The sequence below is a fragment of the Secundilactobacillus silagei JCM 19001 genome, assembly GCF_002217945.1.
Classification (GTDB): Bacteria; Bacillota; Bacilli; order Lactobacillales; family Lactobacillaceae; genus Secundilactobacillus; species Secundilactobacillus silagei.
The window spans coordinates 73,298-89,517 of record NZ_BCMG01000004.1 but is presented as its reverse complement, the minus strand read 5'-3'; the positions used below and the strand labels follow the sequence as shown (position 1 = coordinate 89,517).

The 16,220-nt window shown below is 47.1% G+C and carries 15 protein-coding genes; all 15 read right to left on the bottom strand.

The features are described from left to right. Window positions 1-16: 16 nt before the first annotated feature. Window positions 17-2,884, bottom strand: a complete 2,868-nt coding sequence (gene uvrA / locus CES79_RS04810; RefSeq protein WP_089136482.1) for an excinuclease ABC subunit UvrA — start codon at window positions 2,882-2,884, stop codon at window positions 17-19. A gap of 25 nt (window positions 2,885-2,909) precedes the next feature. Further along, the gene (gene uvrB / locus CES79_RS04805) at window positions 2,910-4,916 is read right to left on the bottom strand and encodes an excinuclease ABC subunit UvrB (protein ID WP_089136481.1); all 2,007 of its coding nucleotides are present in this window, start codon (window positions 4,914-4,916) and stop codon (window positions 2,910-2,912) included. A 171-nt stretch (window positions 4,917-5,087) separates the two neighbouring features. Then, window positions 5,088-5,612: a hypothetical protein gene (locus CES79_RS04800; RefSeq protein WP_054654153.1), complete on the bottom strand. Its 525-nt coding sequence runs from the start codon at window positions 5,610-5,612 to the stop codon at window positions 5,088-5,090. Window positions 5,613-5,923: 311 nt separating this feature from the next. Beyond that, entirely contained in the window at window positions 5,924-6,868 is a 945-nt protein-coding gene (trxB, locus tag CES79_RS04795) for a thioredoxin-disulfide reductase (RefSeq protein WP_089136480.1), read from the bottom strand. Window positions 6,869-7,000: 132 nt separating this feature from the next. Beyond that, on the bottom strand, window positions 7,001-8,014 hold the full coding sequence (locus tag CES79_RS04790; protein ID WP_089136479.1) for an NAD(P)H-dependent glycerol-3-phosphate dehydrogenase: 1,014 nt from the start codon (window positions 8,012-8,014) through the stop codon (window positions 7,001-7,003). Window positions 8,015-8,026: 12 nt separating this feature from the next. Further along, a complete protein-coding gene (lgt, locus tag CES79_RS04785; protein WP_089136478.1) occupies window positions 8,027-8,881 on the bottom strand; it encodes a prolipoprotein diacylglyceryl transferase in 855 nt (284 codons plus the stop codon). Window positions 8,882-8,917: 36 nt separating this feature from the next. Then, complete coding sequence (hprK, locus tag CES79_RS04780; RefSeq protein ID WP_054654154.1) at window positions 8,918-9,856, bottom strand: HPr(Ser) kinase/phosphatase; 939 nt, start codon at window positions 9,854-9,856, stop codon at window positions 8,918-8,920. A gap of 205 nt (window positions 9,857-10,061) precedes the next feature. Further along, complete coding sequence (locus CES79_RS04775; RefSeq protein ID WP_054654155.1) at window positions 10,062-10,415, bottom strand: phage holin family protein; 354 nt, start codon at window positions 10,413-10,415, stop codon at window positions 10,062-10,064. Between the two features lie 10 nt (window positions 10,416-10,425). Then, window positions 10,426-10,719 carry a PspC domain-containing protein gene (locus tag CES79_RS04770; protein ID WP_089136477.1) on the bottom strand — a complete coding sequence of 98 codons (294 nt, stop codon included), beginning with the start codon at window positions 10,717-10,719 and terminating at the stop codon, window positions 10,426-10,428. Window positions 10,720-11,154: 435 nt separating this feature from the next. After that, window positions 11,155-11,817 carry a phosphate signaling complex protein PhoU gene (phoU, locus tag CES79_RS04765; protein WP_054654157.1) on the bottom strand — a complete coding sequence of 221 codons (663 nt, stop codon included), beginning with the start codon at window positions 11,815-11,817 and terminating at the stop codon, window positions 11,155-11,157. A 17-nt stretch (window positions 11,818-11,834) separates the two neighbouring features. Then, window positions 11,835-12,590 (bottom strand): phosphate ABC transporter ATP-binding protein PstB, encoded by a 756-nt coding sequence (pstB, locus tag CES79_RS04760; protein WP_054654158.1) that lies wholly within the window; start codon window positions 12,588-12,590, stop codon window positions 11,835-11,837. Between the two features lie 9 nt (window positions 12,591-12,599). After that, window positions 12,600-13,430 carry a phosphate ABC transporter ATP-binding protein PstB gene (gene pstB, locus CES79_RS04755; RefSeq protein WP_089136476.1) on the bottom strand — a complete coding sequence of 277 codons (831 nt, stop codon included), beginning with the start codon at window positions 13,428-13,430 and terminating at the stop codon, window positions 12,600-12,602. Between the two features lie 32 nt (window positions 13,431-13,462). Next, complete coding sequence (gene pstA / locus CES79_RS04750) at window positions 13,463-14,347, bottom strand: phosphate ABC transporter permease PstA (RefSeq protein ID WP_054654159.1); 885 nt, start codon at window positions 14,345-14,347, stop codon at window positions 13,463-13,465. Beyond that, window positions 14,344-15,270, bottom strand: a complete 927-nt coding sequence (gene pstC, locus CES79_RS04745; protein ID WP_170173512.1) for a phosphate ABC transporter permease subunit PstC — start codon at window positions 15,268-15,270, stop codon at window positions 14,344-14,346. Before pstC ends, pstA begins: the two co-directional genes overlap by 4 nt. Next, window positions 15,263-16,150, bottom strand: coding sequence for a phosphate ABC transporter substrate-binding protein PstS family protein (locus CES79_RS04740; RefSeq protein ID WP_089136475.1), 888 nt, complete (start codon window positions 16,148-16,150; stop codon window positions 15,263-15,265). The genes pstC and CES79_RS04740 overlap by 8 nt, the downstream gene beginning before the upstream one ends. Between the last annotated feature and the right edge of the window lie 70 nt (window positions 16,151-16,220).

Sequence of the window (16,220 nt, the reverse complement as noted above, 5' to 3'; positions counted from 1 at the left end):
TTATGTTGATCAACTTCTATTTACTTTTAGCGGTGCTCTTCTGCTGTGCATCCGCCATCCGTTGTTTATCACGCTTCAAGACCGGTCCTAAATACTGACCGGTATAGCTTTCCTTGACCGCGGCAATGTCTTCCGGTGTTCCAGTCGCAACCACTTGGCCACCACCGTCGCCACCTTCAGGCCCTAAGTCGATCAAGTAATCCGCTGTCTTGATCACATCCAAGTTATGTTCAATGATCAAAACGGTATTGCCCTTATCCACTAAGCGATGCAAAACGTCTAACAGGCGTTTAATATCATCCGTGTGCAGTCCGGTCGTTGGTTCATCAAGAATGTAAAAGTTCTTACCATCGGCCTTCTTTTGCAGCTCTGAAGCCAGCTTCATCCGCTGGGCTTCACCACCAGATAAAGTGGTTGCTGATTGACCCAACGTGACGTAGCCCAGACCAACATCGTGAATCGTTTGCAGTTTGCGGGTGATCTTCGGAATGGCACTGAAGAAGTCCAGTGCTTGATCCGCCGTCATGTTTAAGACATCCGAGATGTTCTTCCCCTTATACTCCACTTCCAAGGTTTCGGAGTTGTAGCGGGACCCATGACAAACTTCGCAAGGGACGTAGACGTCCGGCAAAAAGTTCATTTCGATCTTTAAGATGCCGTCACCATGACAGGCTTCGCAACGGCCACCCTTCGTGTTAAAGCTGAACCGGCCCATTTGATAACCGCGTAACTTAGCTTCGGTCGTCTGAGCGAACAGCCCGCGAATATCACCAAACACACCCGTGTAGGTGGCTGGGTTGCTCCGCGGTGTCCGACCAATTGGGCTTTGATCAATATTGATGACTTTCTCAATGTTCTTGATACCACTGACTGACTTGTACTTCCCAGGCTTTTCCGAGTTGTGATTAAGCTTCTGCGCCAGCACCCGCTTTAAGATCGTGTTGACCAGTGTCGACTTACCAGAGCCAGAGACCCCGGTTACCACTACAAATTCACCCAGCGGAAAATCAACGGTAATGTTCTTCAAGTTATTTTCAGCTGCCCCGGTAATCCGAATCTTTTTGCCGTTACCCTTGCCACGTTCGGTTGGTACTGGCACGAACTTCTTGCCTGACAGGTATTGACCCGTCAACGACTTCTTGACTCGGGTCACCTGTTTCGGTGTTCCAGCAGCCATGACTTCACCGCCGTGTTCACCAGCCCCTGGTCCAATATCGATCAGATAATCAGCAGCCAGCATGGTGTCTTCATCATGTTCCACAACGATCAGAGTGTTTCCTAAATCGCGCATCTTCTTTAATGAAGCAATCAACCGGTCGTTATCCCGTTGGTGCAACCCAATTGAGGGTTCATCCAAAATGTAAAGGACACCCGACAAGTTCGACCCAATTTGAGTGGCTAACCTTATCCGTTGCGCTTCCCCACCGGATAGGGTTCGTGCCGAACGGCTCAGCGTCAAATAATCCAAACCAACGTTTTCCAAGAAAGTCAGCCGATCCCGAATTTCCTTTAAGATCGGTTTAGCAATGGTTTCGTTTTGTTCGCTAAAGTGTAATTTTTCAAAAAATGGTAATTCCTTGCTGATCGCCAAGTCAGAAACTTCACCGATGTGCTGACCACCAATTTTAACGGCCAGTGCTTTACGGTTCAGCCGGTAGCCATGACAGGTCTGGCAGGTCAATTCACGGAAGTACTGCTGCATCTGGCCCTGAGTAAAGTCTGATCCCTTGTGATACCGGCGATCAACGTTGTTAACGACCCCTTCAAATGGCGCATCCGTCTCCCGGACCCCGCCAAAGTCACTATCCAAAACAAAGTGGTAATTCTTGCCCTTTGACCCGTACAAAACAAATTGCCGGTCCTCGTCAGCTAGTTTCTCCCAAGGGGTATCCATATCGATATCAGCTTGTTTGCAAGCCTGACGCAGCATTTCTGGATAGTATTTAGAACTGGAATTCCAGGGTGCTAACGCCCCTTCATTCAACGTTTTAGTTACATCCGGAACGATCAGATCAGGGTCCACTTCCAGTTTCATACCCAGGCCATCACAGTCGGGGCAGGCACCATATGGCGCGTTAAACGAAAACAGTCGCGGTTCCAGCTCACCCACCGTAAAACCGCAGATGGGACAGGCATAGTGTTCAGAAAACATGATTGGTTCGCCATCGATCAAATCGGCAACGGCGTACCCGCCACTTAAGCGTAACGCTGCTTCAAAAGAATCGAACAGTCGTGAACGAATGCCTTCCTTGACGACGATTCGGTCAACCACGATATCAATGGAATGCGACTGGTTCTTATTGAGCTCAATTGTTTCATCAACGTCGTGGACTTCGCCATCAACTCGAACCCGCACAAAACCTTCCCGTTTAATTTTATCGAAGATCTTTTTATGCTGGCCCTTTTTGCCACGCACAATTGGCGAGAGAATCTGCAGCTTAGTGCGTTCCGGCAGTGACAGCACCTTATCCACCATCTGTTCAACTGATTGACTGGTAATCTCAGTCCCGTCGTTAGGACAGATCGGTGTCCCAACTCGGGCCCACAGCAACCTTAAATAATCGTTGATCTCAGTCACGGTTCCCACCGTTGAACGGGGGTTTTTAGAAGTCGTTTTTTGATCAATTGAGATTGCGGGTGAAAGCCCATCGATCGAGTCCACATCCGGCTTATCCATTTGGCCTAAAAACTGGCGGGCGTAGGAGGATAAACTTTGAACATAACGCCGCTGACCCTCGGCATATAACGTATCAAAAGCCAATGAACTCTTACCAGAGCCCGATAAACCGGTGACAACGACCAATTTATTTTTGGGAATCTTGACGTTAATGTTCTTTAAGTTATGGGCTCTTGCCCCGTGAATATCAATATAATCATTTGCCAAAAACAATCTCCCCCTCATTACTCACTTAATTATCTAATTCAGCCTTTAATTCCAGTACGGTATCACGCAACGTTGCGGCGTGTTCGAAATCGAGTTTCTTAGCTGCACTGCGCATTTCGTCTTCGAGCCGTTTGATCATGTCTTTTTGCTGTTCCAGTGTCATGGATTCAAAGTCAGTTTCAACAAAGTCATCCTTCTTACCGGCATTCTTATCCGGCTTAGTCACACTGATCAGATCACGAATATCCTTCTTGATCGTCTTCGGTGTAATATGATGTTCCTTATTATAAGCCGTTTGAATCTTCCGCCGCCGGGCAGTTTCGTCCATGGCTTTTTTCATGGAATCCGTCACCGTATCAGCGTACATAATCACCGCACCATGAACGTTCCGCGCGGCCCGGCCCATGGTTTGAATCAGGGACCGTTCGTTACGCAGGAAGCCTTCCTTATCGGCATCCAAAATAGCAACTAAGGAAACTTCTGGCACGTCAATACCTTCACGTAACAAGTTGATGCCGACCAGCACATCGTACTTGCCCAACCGTAGATCACGGATGATCTGGGTCCGTTCCAGCGTTTTAATATCACTGTGCAGATAAGCCACTTTAATGCCCAGATCCTTGAGATAATCACTGAGATCTTCAGCCATTTTCTTAGTTAACGTGGTGACAAAGACCCGTTCGTTAGCATCGATGCGCTTATTGATCTCACCAACCAGGTCATCCATTTGCCCCATGATTGGCCGCACTTCAACCGTTGGATCCAGCAGCCCAGTTGGCCGAATGATCTGCTGAACCACCGTATTTGTCTGGTCCATCTCATAGTCACCGGGCGTCGCCGACATATAAACCACTTGGTTAATGTGTTTTTCAAATTCATCTAGTTTTAACGGCCGGTTATCCAGCGCACTTGGCAGCCGGAACCCGTAGTCGATCAACTGCTGCTTCCGGGAGCGGTCACCATTATACATCCCGCGAACCTGCGGCATGGTGACATGGGATTCGTCCACCACGAGCAGGAAATCTTTCGGGAAGAAATCTAGCAGTGTGTACGGTGGTTCACCGGGTTTACGGCCATCCATAAAGCGCGAATAGTTTTCGATCCCGTTGGTGTACCCCATTTCCCGCAGCATTTCAATATCGTAAGTGGTCCGTTGTTTAAGCCGCTGAGCCTCCAGTAGTTTACCCTCTTTTTCAAAGTGGGCTAGGCGGTCCTTTAATTCAGCTTCAATGCCAGAAATCGCACGGTCCATGATATCATCGTTAGTCATAAAGTGGGTTGCCGGGAAAATGGCCACGTGATCGCGGTCACCAACAATTTCACCCGTTAAGGCATCCACTTCACGGATCCGGTCGATCTCATCACCAAAGAATTCGACTCGCAGGGCCTTTTCATCATGAGAAGCCGGGAAGATTTCCACTACATCGCCGTGAACCCGGAAACGACCACGCTGAAAATCAATATCGTTACGTTCGAATTGAATATCCACCAGCTTACGCATCAGGTCATTGCGTTCAATTTGCTGGCCGACACGCAGGGACACTGTGTGGTTCTTATATTCGGTGGGGTCCCCTAAACCAAAGATCGATGATACTGACGCCACCACGATCACATCGTTGCGTTCCAGTAACGAACTGGTTGCGGAATGCCGCAGCTTATCAATTTCATCATTAATTGAAGAATCCTTTTCAATGTACGTATCACTGGATGGCACGTACGCTTCCGGTTGGTAATAGTCATAGTAACTGACAAAATACTCCACCGCGTTGTTGGGGAAGAATTCCTTAAATTCACCATAAAGTTGGCCAGCCAGCGTCTTGTTATGAGACAAGATCAGCGTTGGCTTATTCACGTTTTTGATCACGTTGGAAATAGTAAAAGTTTTCCCAGTCCCAGTCGCGCCTAACAGTACCTGAGCTTTCTTGCCCTGTTCAATGCCTGACGTCAATTCCTTGATGGCTTCAGGCTGATCACCTGTTGGCTGATACTTTGAAACTAGGTCAAACTGACGATCTTCCTGCCGTTCAATCATAAATGGAATACCCCCTTAATTTCAGTACACGTTAAAAGCAGGAAAGCAGCTGCCTTCCCACATGCGTTCGTCTATTCTAACATAGCGAACATATTTTCGCCAACAAAAGTATTAGGCTTTGTCAACGGTCATCTAAAGGCTGATATAACAGCCTTTTAACGTTAAAATGGCCTATAGCGTCTTTTGATAAATCACCGCATCCATGAACACCGAACCGGCTTTCGTTCGCGTTTCGCTGACTGGTTCAAATTGCGCCTGAGTATAAAATTGCTGACTATCTTGGTCTGCTTTGAGCACCAGTAATTGTACCTGCACGGCGGTCAACTTTTTCAATGTCGCTAAAACTTGGTTGAGGATCTGCTGACGTTCACTCGCCGAGATACTGGTGTCATCCACAAAGAATTGCCCTAACCAAACTAATTGGGGTGCCGGATAGTCAATGGTTAAATCGATTGTTGCAACTAACTTATCAGCCTTAAACAGTCCTAAATAATGTTTCTGATCAGCGGTGGCTTCACTGGCAACCTCATCTAGATCAGCAACGGCTTCCCGTTTGGTCAGCTGATGGTCCAAAAATAGATCAAAGTAGTCTTGCTGCTGTTTTTGTAACTGATAGATCTGGTCTTCATCGTCATGTGTCAGCTCCCGAACATCGTACGAAAGCTGGTTAGCGAGTTGTTTAGCAAGTGTCTGCATAATTGTATCCCCTTTTTAGTTTACAGTTTGACTTTATTATATCGTTTAACGCAACAAAAAGAAGCTGTGACAAAACTCGGTAGATTCCAGAATATAAATTAAACAAGGCCAATTCCGGCGAATTTTGCTGGAATTGACCTTGTTTGATTTATATGGCCGGAATCTGAGTTTTGGCGCGCGATTAGACTATATTGAAGTATTGAACAAATAGACATTTTCTTGCCATCTTCAGTTAAGAATTCAGTTGAAAATATTTACCAATATAGACTTAAATCACAGCATCTTTTTTATCATTTTATGACCGATTTCAGTTACTTAACAGCTGCACCATTGTCAGCTAATGATTCGATATACTTAAATACCTGTTGACCAGCGATACCGCCGTCACCGACCGCCGTCGTAATTTGACGCAGGTCTTTGACCCGGACATCACCAATCGCAAAAATACCGGGGACTTTAGTTTCCATATGGTCGTTAGCTTCGATCCAGCCCGTTTTATCGGTAATCCCAAGGTTAGTAAACTGCTCAGTCTTAGGTAAGATGCCAACGTAAATGAAGACCCCGCTGGCATCGATCGTTGTTTCTTCACCAGTCTGGTTGTTCTTAACTTTCACGCCGGTTACTTTTTTGTCGTCACCGAGAATTTCTTCAACGTTGCTGTTCCAGACAAAGTTCATCTTTTCGTTAGCAAACGCCCGGTCCTGAATGACCTTTTGTGCCCGCAATTGATCGCGACGATGGATCACCGTAACCTTAGAAGCTAATTGCGTGAGGTAAAGCCCCTCTTCAACGGCGGAATCACCACCGCCGACCACGATCACTTCGCGGCCCTTAAAGAAGGCCCCGTCACAAACCGCGCAGTACGAAACCCCACGGCCACCATAAGTTTCTTCACCAGGAACCCCTAATTTACGGTATTCAGAACCAGTCGCAATGACCACGGCCTTGGTTTCATAAGTTTCCGTATCAGTGGTCACAACCTTAGTAGCACCATGGTCCTCAACGGATTCCACACTGCCATAAGCATACTCAGCGCCAAACTGAGTTGATCCCTTATACATATCTTCCGCTAAATCAGGTCCCATCACTGATGAAAAACCAGGATAATTCTCAATTGCTGCGGTGTTATTCATCTGACCGCCATAGATTCCGCGGTCTAACATGAGTACGGATAAGTTGGCACGGGATGCATAGAGCGCAGCGGTCATCCCGCCAGGACCTGCACCAATTACAATCACATCATACTGTTTAGCCATACAACTTCCCCTTTCAGCGCAACACGTGCGACACTGATTAATTTAATTGCTTACTGTAATTTTTCGACGATTTTTAGTTTACTATCTTTTTGTAAGTTTGTCGAGTAATTCGACTGCCAGCAGAATCGCACGTTAAAATTCGGAACGGCCTTCACGCATCATTAAGTCAGAAATGGCGGTGCGAATGTCTTTACCCTCATAGAGGACTTGGTAGATAGCACCGGTAATCGGCATCTCAACGCCGCGCTGCTTAGCTAATTCATAAGCGGCCTTAGTCGTGGCGACCCCTTCGATGACCATGCCCATGGTATCAATCACTTCTTGCAGGCTCTGACCCTTACCTAATTCGTCACCGGCCCGGTAGTTACGGGAATTTTCACTGGTCCCGGTCACGATAATGTCACCGACACCCGCTAATCCAGTAAAGGTCTGCGGGTTAGCACCAAATGACGCACCCAGCCGTGAAATTTCAGCTAGTCCACGGGTCATTAAAGCCGCTTTAGCGTTATCGCCGTAGCCTAATCCGTTTAAGGCACCAGTGCCCAGCGCAATGATGTTTTTCAGAGCAGCCGCAATTTCCACGCCGATCACATCGCTGTTGGTGTAGACCCGGAAATAACGGTTCATAAACAGCTGCTGAACGTGTTTAGCAGCGTCCGCATCCGTGCTGGCCGCAGTCACCAGCGTAATGTCGCGCTTAGCAACGTCTTCAGCATGACTTGGTCCTGATAGCACCGTGATCGATTTTCTAAGTTCAGCTGGAATCTCCTCTGCTAAAATCTCTGAGACCCGTTTATAAGTTCCTTGTTCGATCCCTTTGCTGGCATGAATTATTTGAGGCTTTGTCTGCAATTCTTCGAGGACTTTTTTAACATCGCCCGCCACAGAACGAACGGCTTTGGTTGGCACAACGAACAGCACGGTGGTTGCACCCGTCAGCGCCTGTTTTAAATCTGAATAGGCTATAAGGGTTTCAGAATACGTAAAATCTTTCATATAATGCGTATTAGTGTGCTTTTCGTTAAGCTCTTTGACTTGTTTTGGATTGTATGACCAAAGTGACACCTCATTGCCATTTTCATCCAATAGATTAGCCAAGATACTGCCCCAAGAACCTGCACCTAATACAGCAATTTTTTCAGACATAGTAATTTCTCCTTAGTTTTTAGCCTGCTGGGCCTTTTTTGAAAACGGATTACCGTCCAGATACATGGGAATCCTTGTACCAAGCCGGCGACGGTAAATCATGAGTCCAATTGCACCAATAAACAATATCACGGATAACAGCTGTGATATTCGAATCGTGTTAAACAGCATTAAACTATCCGTTCGCATCCCTTCAATAAAGAAACGGCCAAACGAATACCAGATGACATAGCTTAAAAACACCTCGCCCTGTTTAAACAGCCCCGGCCGATGCCGTAAGCTCATCAGGACAATAAAGCCTAGAATATCCCAAGTCGACTCATACAAAAAGGTCGGCTGGCGGTACGCCCCGTTGATCAGCATCTGAGTGATGATGAAATGCGGTAAATGGAGCCCTTGAAGAAAGCTTAAACTAGTGATCTGGCCAAACGCTTCCTGGTTCATAAAATTACCCCAGCGGCCAATGCCTTGCGCCATAATCACCGTTGGCGCGGCAATATCGAGCATTAGCCAAACCGGAATAAAGCGTGACCGGCAAAAGAAGAAGACCACGATGCCGGCTCCAATCAATGATCCGTAGACGGCAATTCCACCGTCCCAGATACGAATGATTTCTGCCGGATGCTGGGAATAATAGGGCCATTCAAACGCCACGTAGTAGATTCGAGCCGCAATAATGGCCGCGGGTAGCGCCCATAAAATCATGTCGTAGATATCATCGGCTAAAACGTTTCGGCGACCGCCTTCACGAACGGCCAGCGTCACCGCAATTATAACCGCACTAGCAATAATGACGCCATACCAATGAACTTGAATCGGTCCCAGATGAAACGCAATGGGATTTAGTGCTGCGAGAATTCCCTGCAAGGATGCCACCTCTTAACTTTCACTTATTATTAATATTTATTTCTGGTTGGAATTTTTCTTGATCAGCCGGTTTAAATTCTGATCAAACACTTTGGTTGCATCATAACCCATTGAACGGGCCCGGAAGTTCATGGCCGCAGCTTCAATGATAATGGCCAAATTCCGACCGGTTTTAACTGGAATCGAAATTTTAGGAATCTCAACGTCAAAGATCTTTTGGGTTTCTGAATTATTGCCTAGACGATCAAACTTCTTATCCCGAGTCCACGCTTCCAGGTGGACGATCAGTTCAATGTCGGTTGCACTACGAACCGCACCGGCACCAAATAAGTTCATCACATCGATGATCCCAATACCACGAATTTCCAGTAGATGTGACAAAATCGCGGGTGCTTCACCAATTAAGGTCTGTTCATCTTGCTGGTAGACTTCCACCCGGTCATCAGCAATCAGCCGGTGGCCACGCTTAACCAGTTCCAGCGCAGTTTCACTCTTACCAACACCGGAGTCACCAGTAATTAAGACCCCGACACCGTAGATATCAACTAAAACACCATGCAGTGACTGCCGTTCAGCCAATTTACCTTCCAGATAGTTGGTCATGTTACTCAAAACTCTAGAAGTCGTCATTTTAGTGCCCAGAATCGGGATATTGGTTTCCTTGGCCGCCTGAAGCAGTTCTTCCGGCGGTTCAAGCTGCGTTGAGATCACAAATGCTGGCGTTTCGGGCTGGCACATCTGCCGCATGACTTTTAGGAGATCATCATGACTCATGCCCTTCGCAAAGGAAGTCTCAGTAATCCCCAATAGCTGAATCCGTTTAGCCGGGTAGTAGTTAAAGTAACCCGTTAATTCAAGCCCTGGCCGTGAAATATCACTGGTCGAGATCTTCCGGTCGGCTAAGAAATCATCGCCGTAAAGAACATCTAGCCGAATATTTTTAACTAATTCTGCAACTGTTACACTTTCTGCCAAATTATTGACCACTACTGGTACACGATGTGCATGAACTAAAGCGCTGTCACTTTAGTTTCCCGGTTAGCCAACGGGGATTTTATACTCCGTTTAAACATCATTCTCATCAGAAACCATTTTAGCTAACACCAGCCAGTAGTGGCTCGCCCTTCTTTCCAAATCTGGTTCTCATGAGAAATACGGAGGTGATTATCAATTTTTAACGCTACTTATGACCGTGACCGACGTAATTGGAAATGACGGCGTTACACAGCGACATCAAAACGGCTACTAACAGCGCCGTTCCAAATGAACTGAAATGAAAGTCATGACCAATTAGTATCGACGTCAGCTGAAGCATTGCCCCGTTGATCACGATGCTGAATAACCCCAGCGTCACCACGGTAATGGGTAGTGACAAGACTTGCAGCACCGGTTTTACCAATGCGTCTAACACTGATAAAACAAAACTCGCTAATAACGCGATCCACGGACTGGCAACGTAAAAGCTGGTGCTTAAAAAGCCAGCTAATGCCATAAATAACACTGCGTTGATTAAAATTCGAACCCAAAATTTCATAGTCTGCAACTCACTTTTTGTCAGTATCTTCTTCAGTAACATCATGGAGTTCTTTTCGCGAACGTGACTGCTGTCCGGAACCCCAAAAAGTCGTGTGGTGTTTGGTACCAGAATCTTCTGGGATCAATACGGTGAGCAGTAGATAAACGAGTAAGCCAAATAAAATCCGCCCGGGAAAAATCGATAGAACCACATAAATGACCCGTACCAAGGTCTTATTAATGCCAAAATACTCAGCTAAGCCCCCCAGGACACCAGTTAATATTCGGTTTGACGAACGTGTAAGCCGTCGTTTGCTATTCATCAAAAAATCACCTCATTTCTAGTTACTACTTATTAAATAAGTGAACTGTTCTGCAACCTTCAATCATGATAAACGAGTAACTGGATAGTCACTACTAGAATCATTATACCTGCTCCATGGGATATGGACAATTCAACATTACTTTAATGCGGTTTTTACCTTAATTAGCGCAACCTAAATTAACGGTGTAAAAACCATAAAAGTGGCTACGACTTGAGTCTACATTGGTAAGTATTTCAACTGACTTCTTAACTGAAGATAGCAAGGAAATAGCTATTTATTCAATACTTCAATATAGTCTAATCGCGTGCCAAAACTCAGATTCCGGCCATTTAACCCCAATAATGCTTGTCCCGACAAAGTTCGCCGAAACAAGCATTATTGGGGTTAAATTCTGGAATCTACCGAGTTTTGTCACAGCTTGTTTAACATATATCACTTCATTAACTTTAATTCAACAATTTGACCCGTTTTTAGATAAACGATCCATTCACCGACGTTGGTTAAATAATCGGCGATCCGTACAAGGTCAGCCGCGACGTTGTTGTAGTTCATCGCGGCCACTACGACATCGGCATCCGTGGTAATTTCACGGTAGCTATCCCGCATGATCTGATCCCGGTAGTCCACCAGCTGATCATTCACCGTTACTAACGCCTTAGCCGCTTCTTCATCCTTATCAACGTAGGCCTGAATCGCCTGTTTCACCATGTCGGTGGTGAGGTGTCCCATTTCAGCAAGCTGGGTCTCAATCTCCGCTACCCGTGTATTGCCCTTCACTTCAATGGTGGCGTGCGCAATATTACGGGCATGATCACCAGCCCGTTCGAGGTCCGAAACGGCTTTTAAAATGGTCACGACTTCTCTTAAATCAGAAGTCACGGGTTGATACAGGGCAATGATCTCAAAGGATTTCGTTTCCAACTGAATCTCGCGTTCATTGATATCGTGGTCATGGTCAATAATGGTCTGGGCAGCTTCCCGGTCATGATCAATAAAAGCAGCTACCGACTGCTGCACCACGTTGCTGACCAAGATGCCCATTTCGGTAAACCCATTGTCAAGTTCATCTAGTTCTTCATCAAATAAACGTCTCATTGGTAACCTCCTCAGGCTTATCCAAACCGACCGCTAATGTAGTCTTCAGTCTGCTTATGCGCAGGATTCATAAAGATCTTCTTCGTGTCATCAACTTCGATTACTTCACCGTCCATAAAGAAAGCTGTGCGATCCGAAATTCGCGAGGCCTGCTGTAAATTATGGGTCACGGTAATAATGGTGTAATCGGTTCTTAATTTTAACAAAGTCGCTTCAATTTGGCTACTAGAAATTGGGTCTAGCGCACTAGTCGGTTCATCCAGTAAGATGATCTGCGGTGAAACGGCCAGTACCCGTGCAATGCAGACCCGCTGCTGCTGGCCGCCCGACAGCGACAGCGCGCTTTCATGCAGGTGATCTTTCACTTCATCCCAAACAGCTGCCTGCTTCAAACTGGTCTCGACGACTTGGTCTAGCCGTTCATGATCCTTCTCACCGGCTAACTTCAGCCCGAAAATCACGTTATCGTAAATTGAAAAGGGAAACGGGTTAGGCTGCTGAAAGACCATGCCGATCTCTTTGCGTAAAGTCACCAGATCAGTCTGGGGCGCGTAGATATCCTGACCACGGAATTTGATTGTCCCCGTAATGGTGACATCGGGAATTAAATCGTTCATGCGGTTTAGGGTTCTGAGATACGTCGACTTACTGGAACCAGAAGGCCCGATCAAAGCCGTGATCCCGCCCTCGTCAAACGAAAGGTCAACGCCTTTGAGGGCTTCTTTTTGACCGTAGTAAACGTGCAGATCATGGATTTCTAATAGTTTAGTCATGGCAGCCTCCTAGCCAAAGTCCCCAGCAACGTAGTTATTCGTCAATTGGACTTGAGGGCTCGTAAAAATTTGTGACGTTTCGTCATATTCAAGTGCCCACCCCATGTTAAAGAACGCGGTGTAGTCGCTGATCCGGGCAGCCTGCTGCATATTATGGGTCACAATAATAATGGTGTAGTCGTTTTTTAACTGCAGCAGGGTTTCCTCTAATTTGCTGGTAGAAACCGGATCCAGCGCGCTAGCTGGCTCATCTAACAGTAAAATATCCGGCTTAACGGCCAGTGCCCGGGCAATACATAACCGCTGCTGCTGACCGCCTGAGAGCGCTAAGGCACTTTTTTTCAGCTGGTCCTTAACTTCATCCCAGAGTGCGGCCTGTTTTAAGCTGGTCTCTACCGCCTCATCTAACGTCTGCTTATCGGTAATACCACGCCGCTTCAAAGCGAAAGTAATGTTGTCATAAATTGATTTGGGAAACGGGTTGGGACGCTGAAAGACCATCCCGATTCGTCGACGCATTTCGTAAACATCAATTTCTGAGCGGTTCACATCAACACCGCGATAGAGGATTTCCCCCGTTACCCGGGCAACCCCGTCGTTCATCCGGTTCAGTGATCTTAAAAAGGTCGATTTTCCAGAACCAGATGGCCCGATCAGTGCCGAAATTTGATGTTCCAGAAATTTGAGGTCAGCTTCATGGATAGCTTCGTTGTCACCATAGTAAACGTGCAGCTGCTTGGTTTCCAGCACGATTGGTTCTGAAATTTTTAGACTGGGATCGACAATGTTGCGTGCCAGCCACCCGTCGTCTGAATGCGGGCTTGAAGGATTAATTAGCATTTTCCATACCTCCTAATAATATTCATTGTATCCTAACCCGCTGTTAACCGTTTAAATAGTCGGTGACCAACGAACCGGGCCAATAAATTAAAGGCCAGAACCGAGATGACCAACACGGCAGACGACCCGGAAGAAATCGCCTTCGCGTCGGGCATGATCCCTTCTGAGTTAATTTTCCAGATGTGAACGGCTAGAGTTTCTGCAGGCCGCATCGGGTTCAATGGACTCGCAATGTTAAACGGATTCCAGTCGGTAAAGTTCAGGGCTGGTGCGCTTTGCCCAGCAGTGAAGATCAAGGCGGCAGCTTCCCCAAAAATACGGCCGGCACTCAAGATCACCCCGGTTAAAATAGTGGGCAACGCGGCCGGCACAATAATGTGGAGCACCGTTTCCCATTTTGAAAGGCCCAGTGCCAGGCCGCCTTCACGCTGTTCATCGGGAACGGCTGCCAGTGCTTCCTCAATGCTGCGTGTCAGTAACGGTAGGTTAAAGAACGTCAGGGCAAACGCTCCGGACAGGATCGAAAAACCAAACCCAAACTGGACCACGAAGATCAAGAAACCGAAGAGTCCGACCACCACCGATGGCAGCGAACTTAAAATTTCAATGGCTGTCCTAACTAATGACGTCACCCAATTTTGTTTAGCGTATTCGTTTAAATAGATGCCGGCCCCTAACGCGATTGGAAAGGAAATCAGCATGGTTAAAATTAACAGATAAAACGAATTAAACAACTGGATGCCGATACCGCCACCACTAGTGAAAGCTCTGGCTGGCGAAGTCAGAAAATGCCAGCTCAATGCCGGTAGGCCACTAATGATGATGTACCCTAATAGCGCTGCTAAGATCACCACAATGGTACTGGCAATGACGTAAAGCACCGTAATTGCCACGCGATTACTTAATTTCGGGTTCATTTCGACATTGCCCCCTTCCGACCAATCATGCGGATCACGAGGTTAAAGATGAGCGACATGACCAGCAGAACTAACGCTAACGACCACAGTGCGTTATTTTGCAGTGACCCCATCACCGTGTTGCCAATACCGGTAGTCAGTACAGATGTCAGCGTTGACGCCGGTGAAACCAGACTCGTTGGCATTAAAGCCGCGTTACCGATCACCATCTGTACCGCTAACGCTTCACCGAAGGCCCGAGCCATTCCAAACACAATGGCGGTCAGCATCCCTGGCGTTGCGGCTCTTAAAACCACCTTATAAATCGTTTGCCACTGGGTGGCCCCCAACGCCAAAGCAGCCTCGCGGTAGTACCGCGGTACTGAACGTAAGGCGTCAACACTCATGGAAGTGACTGTTGGCAGGATCATGACGAACAGCACAAACGTCCCCGCTAAGATACCAAACCCGCTGCCGCCAAAGACACTGCGAACAGCTGGTACGACAACTGTCAGCCCAATAAAGCCATAGACTACTGAAGGAATCCCTACCAGCAGCTCAATCACTGGCTGTAATAATTTGGCGCCCCGATGCGGTGAAATTTCATTCATAAAGATCGCCGTTCCAATCGCAAAGGGCGTTGCCAATAGTGCTGACAAGATCGTCACCACAAACGACCCGCTGATCATGGGTAAGGCGCCCACTTCAGGCTGACCCTTGGCATTCGTCACGTTGGGGTTCCAATTCTTACCCGTTAAAAAATCAATCCAATTAACGTGGTTGGTAAAAAAGGTGGACAGCCCCTTAGAAGCCACAAAAATGATAATTGCAAAAACGGTAAGTGTGATCAGCATCAAGGCTAGAAAGCTGACCGTTTTCCCCAGCCGTTCCAGCTTAGCCGCTTTAGACCGTTTAAGAAGCTGTTTTTGTAAGTTATTATTCATGATCAGCCTCCACTCGGTGCACTTCTCCTTGCCCATCACGGGTAACCTTCATATCCGCCATACTGATATAGCCTAACCGCCGAACCAGCGTATTTTGAATTGCATTCGATTGCACGTACTGAATAAATTCTTTGGCTAATGGCTGCGGATTGCGCCCCGTGTACATATGCTCGTAAGACCAGATGGGCCACTGGTTATCAGCCACGTTTTGATTCGTCGGCTGAATCCCATTTAAGCTAACTGCTTGAACCGTTTTATCAACGTAGGAGAAGCCAACATAACTAATTGCGCCTGGAGTAGTCGCGACGATCTGCCGAACCATCCCGGAAGAATCCTGTTCCTGTGCGGCGATACTGCGCTGACCTTTCAACCCAAAGCGTTCAAATGTCGTACGCGTTCCACTGCCTTGAGCCCGGTTTAAGATGACAATTTTTTGATCTTTGCCACCCACCTGAGACCAATTGCGTACCTTTCCGGTAAACACCGCAATCAGCTGGTCTGTTGTTAACCGGGTAATTCCCGTCGAGTGATTGACAATGGGCGTGATTCCCACAACGGCTACGCGATGATCTTGCAATCGAGAAGCGACAATGCCCTTTTGCTCTTCAGCAAAGACGTCGGCATTGCCAATATCAACCGCTCCTTCCTGAACCTGGCTCAATCCCGTACCAGAACCGCCACCCTGAACGTTGATAAACGTGCCCAGATGATGATTGGCATAATCTTCCCCAGCTGCTTCTACCAGTGGCTGCAAAGCGGTGGAGCCGACCGCGGTAATTGTCATATTAGCCTTATTAACTTGCCTAGTCTGGTAGGCCCAGCCGCCTAAAATAACCAAGCCAACCAGCAGCAGGCATTCAATCCACCGCTTCTTTTGCATGTTCAAGCCCCCATTTCATCTTTCAAAATCAGTATATCGAGACATTGTAAATGTAATGTACATATCTTTG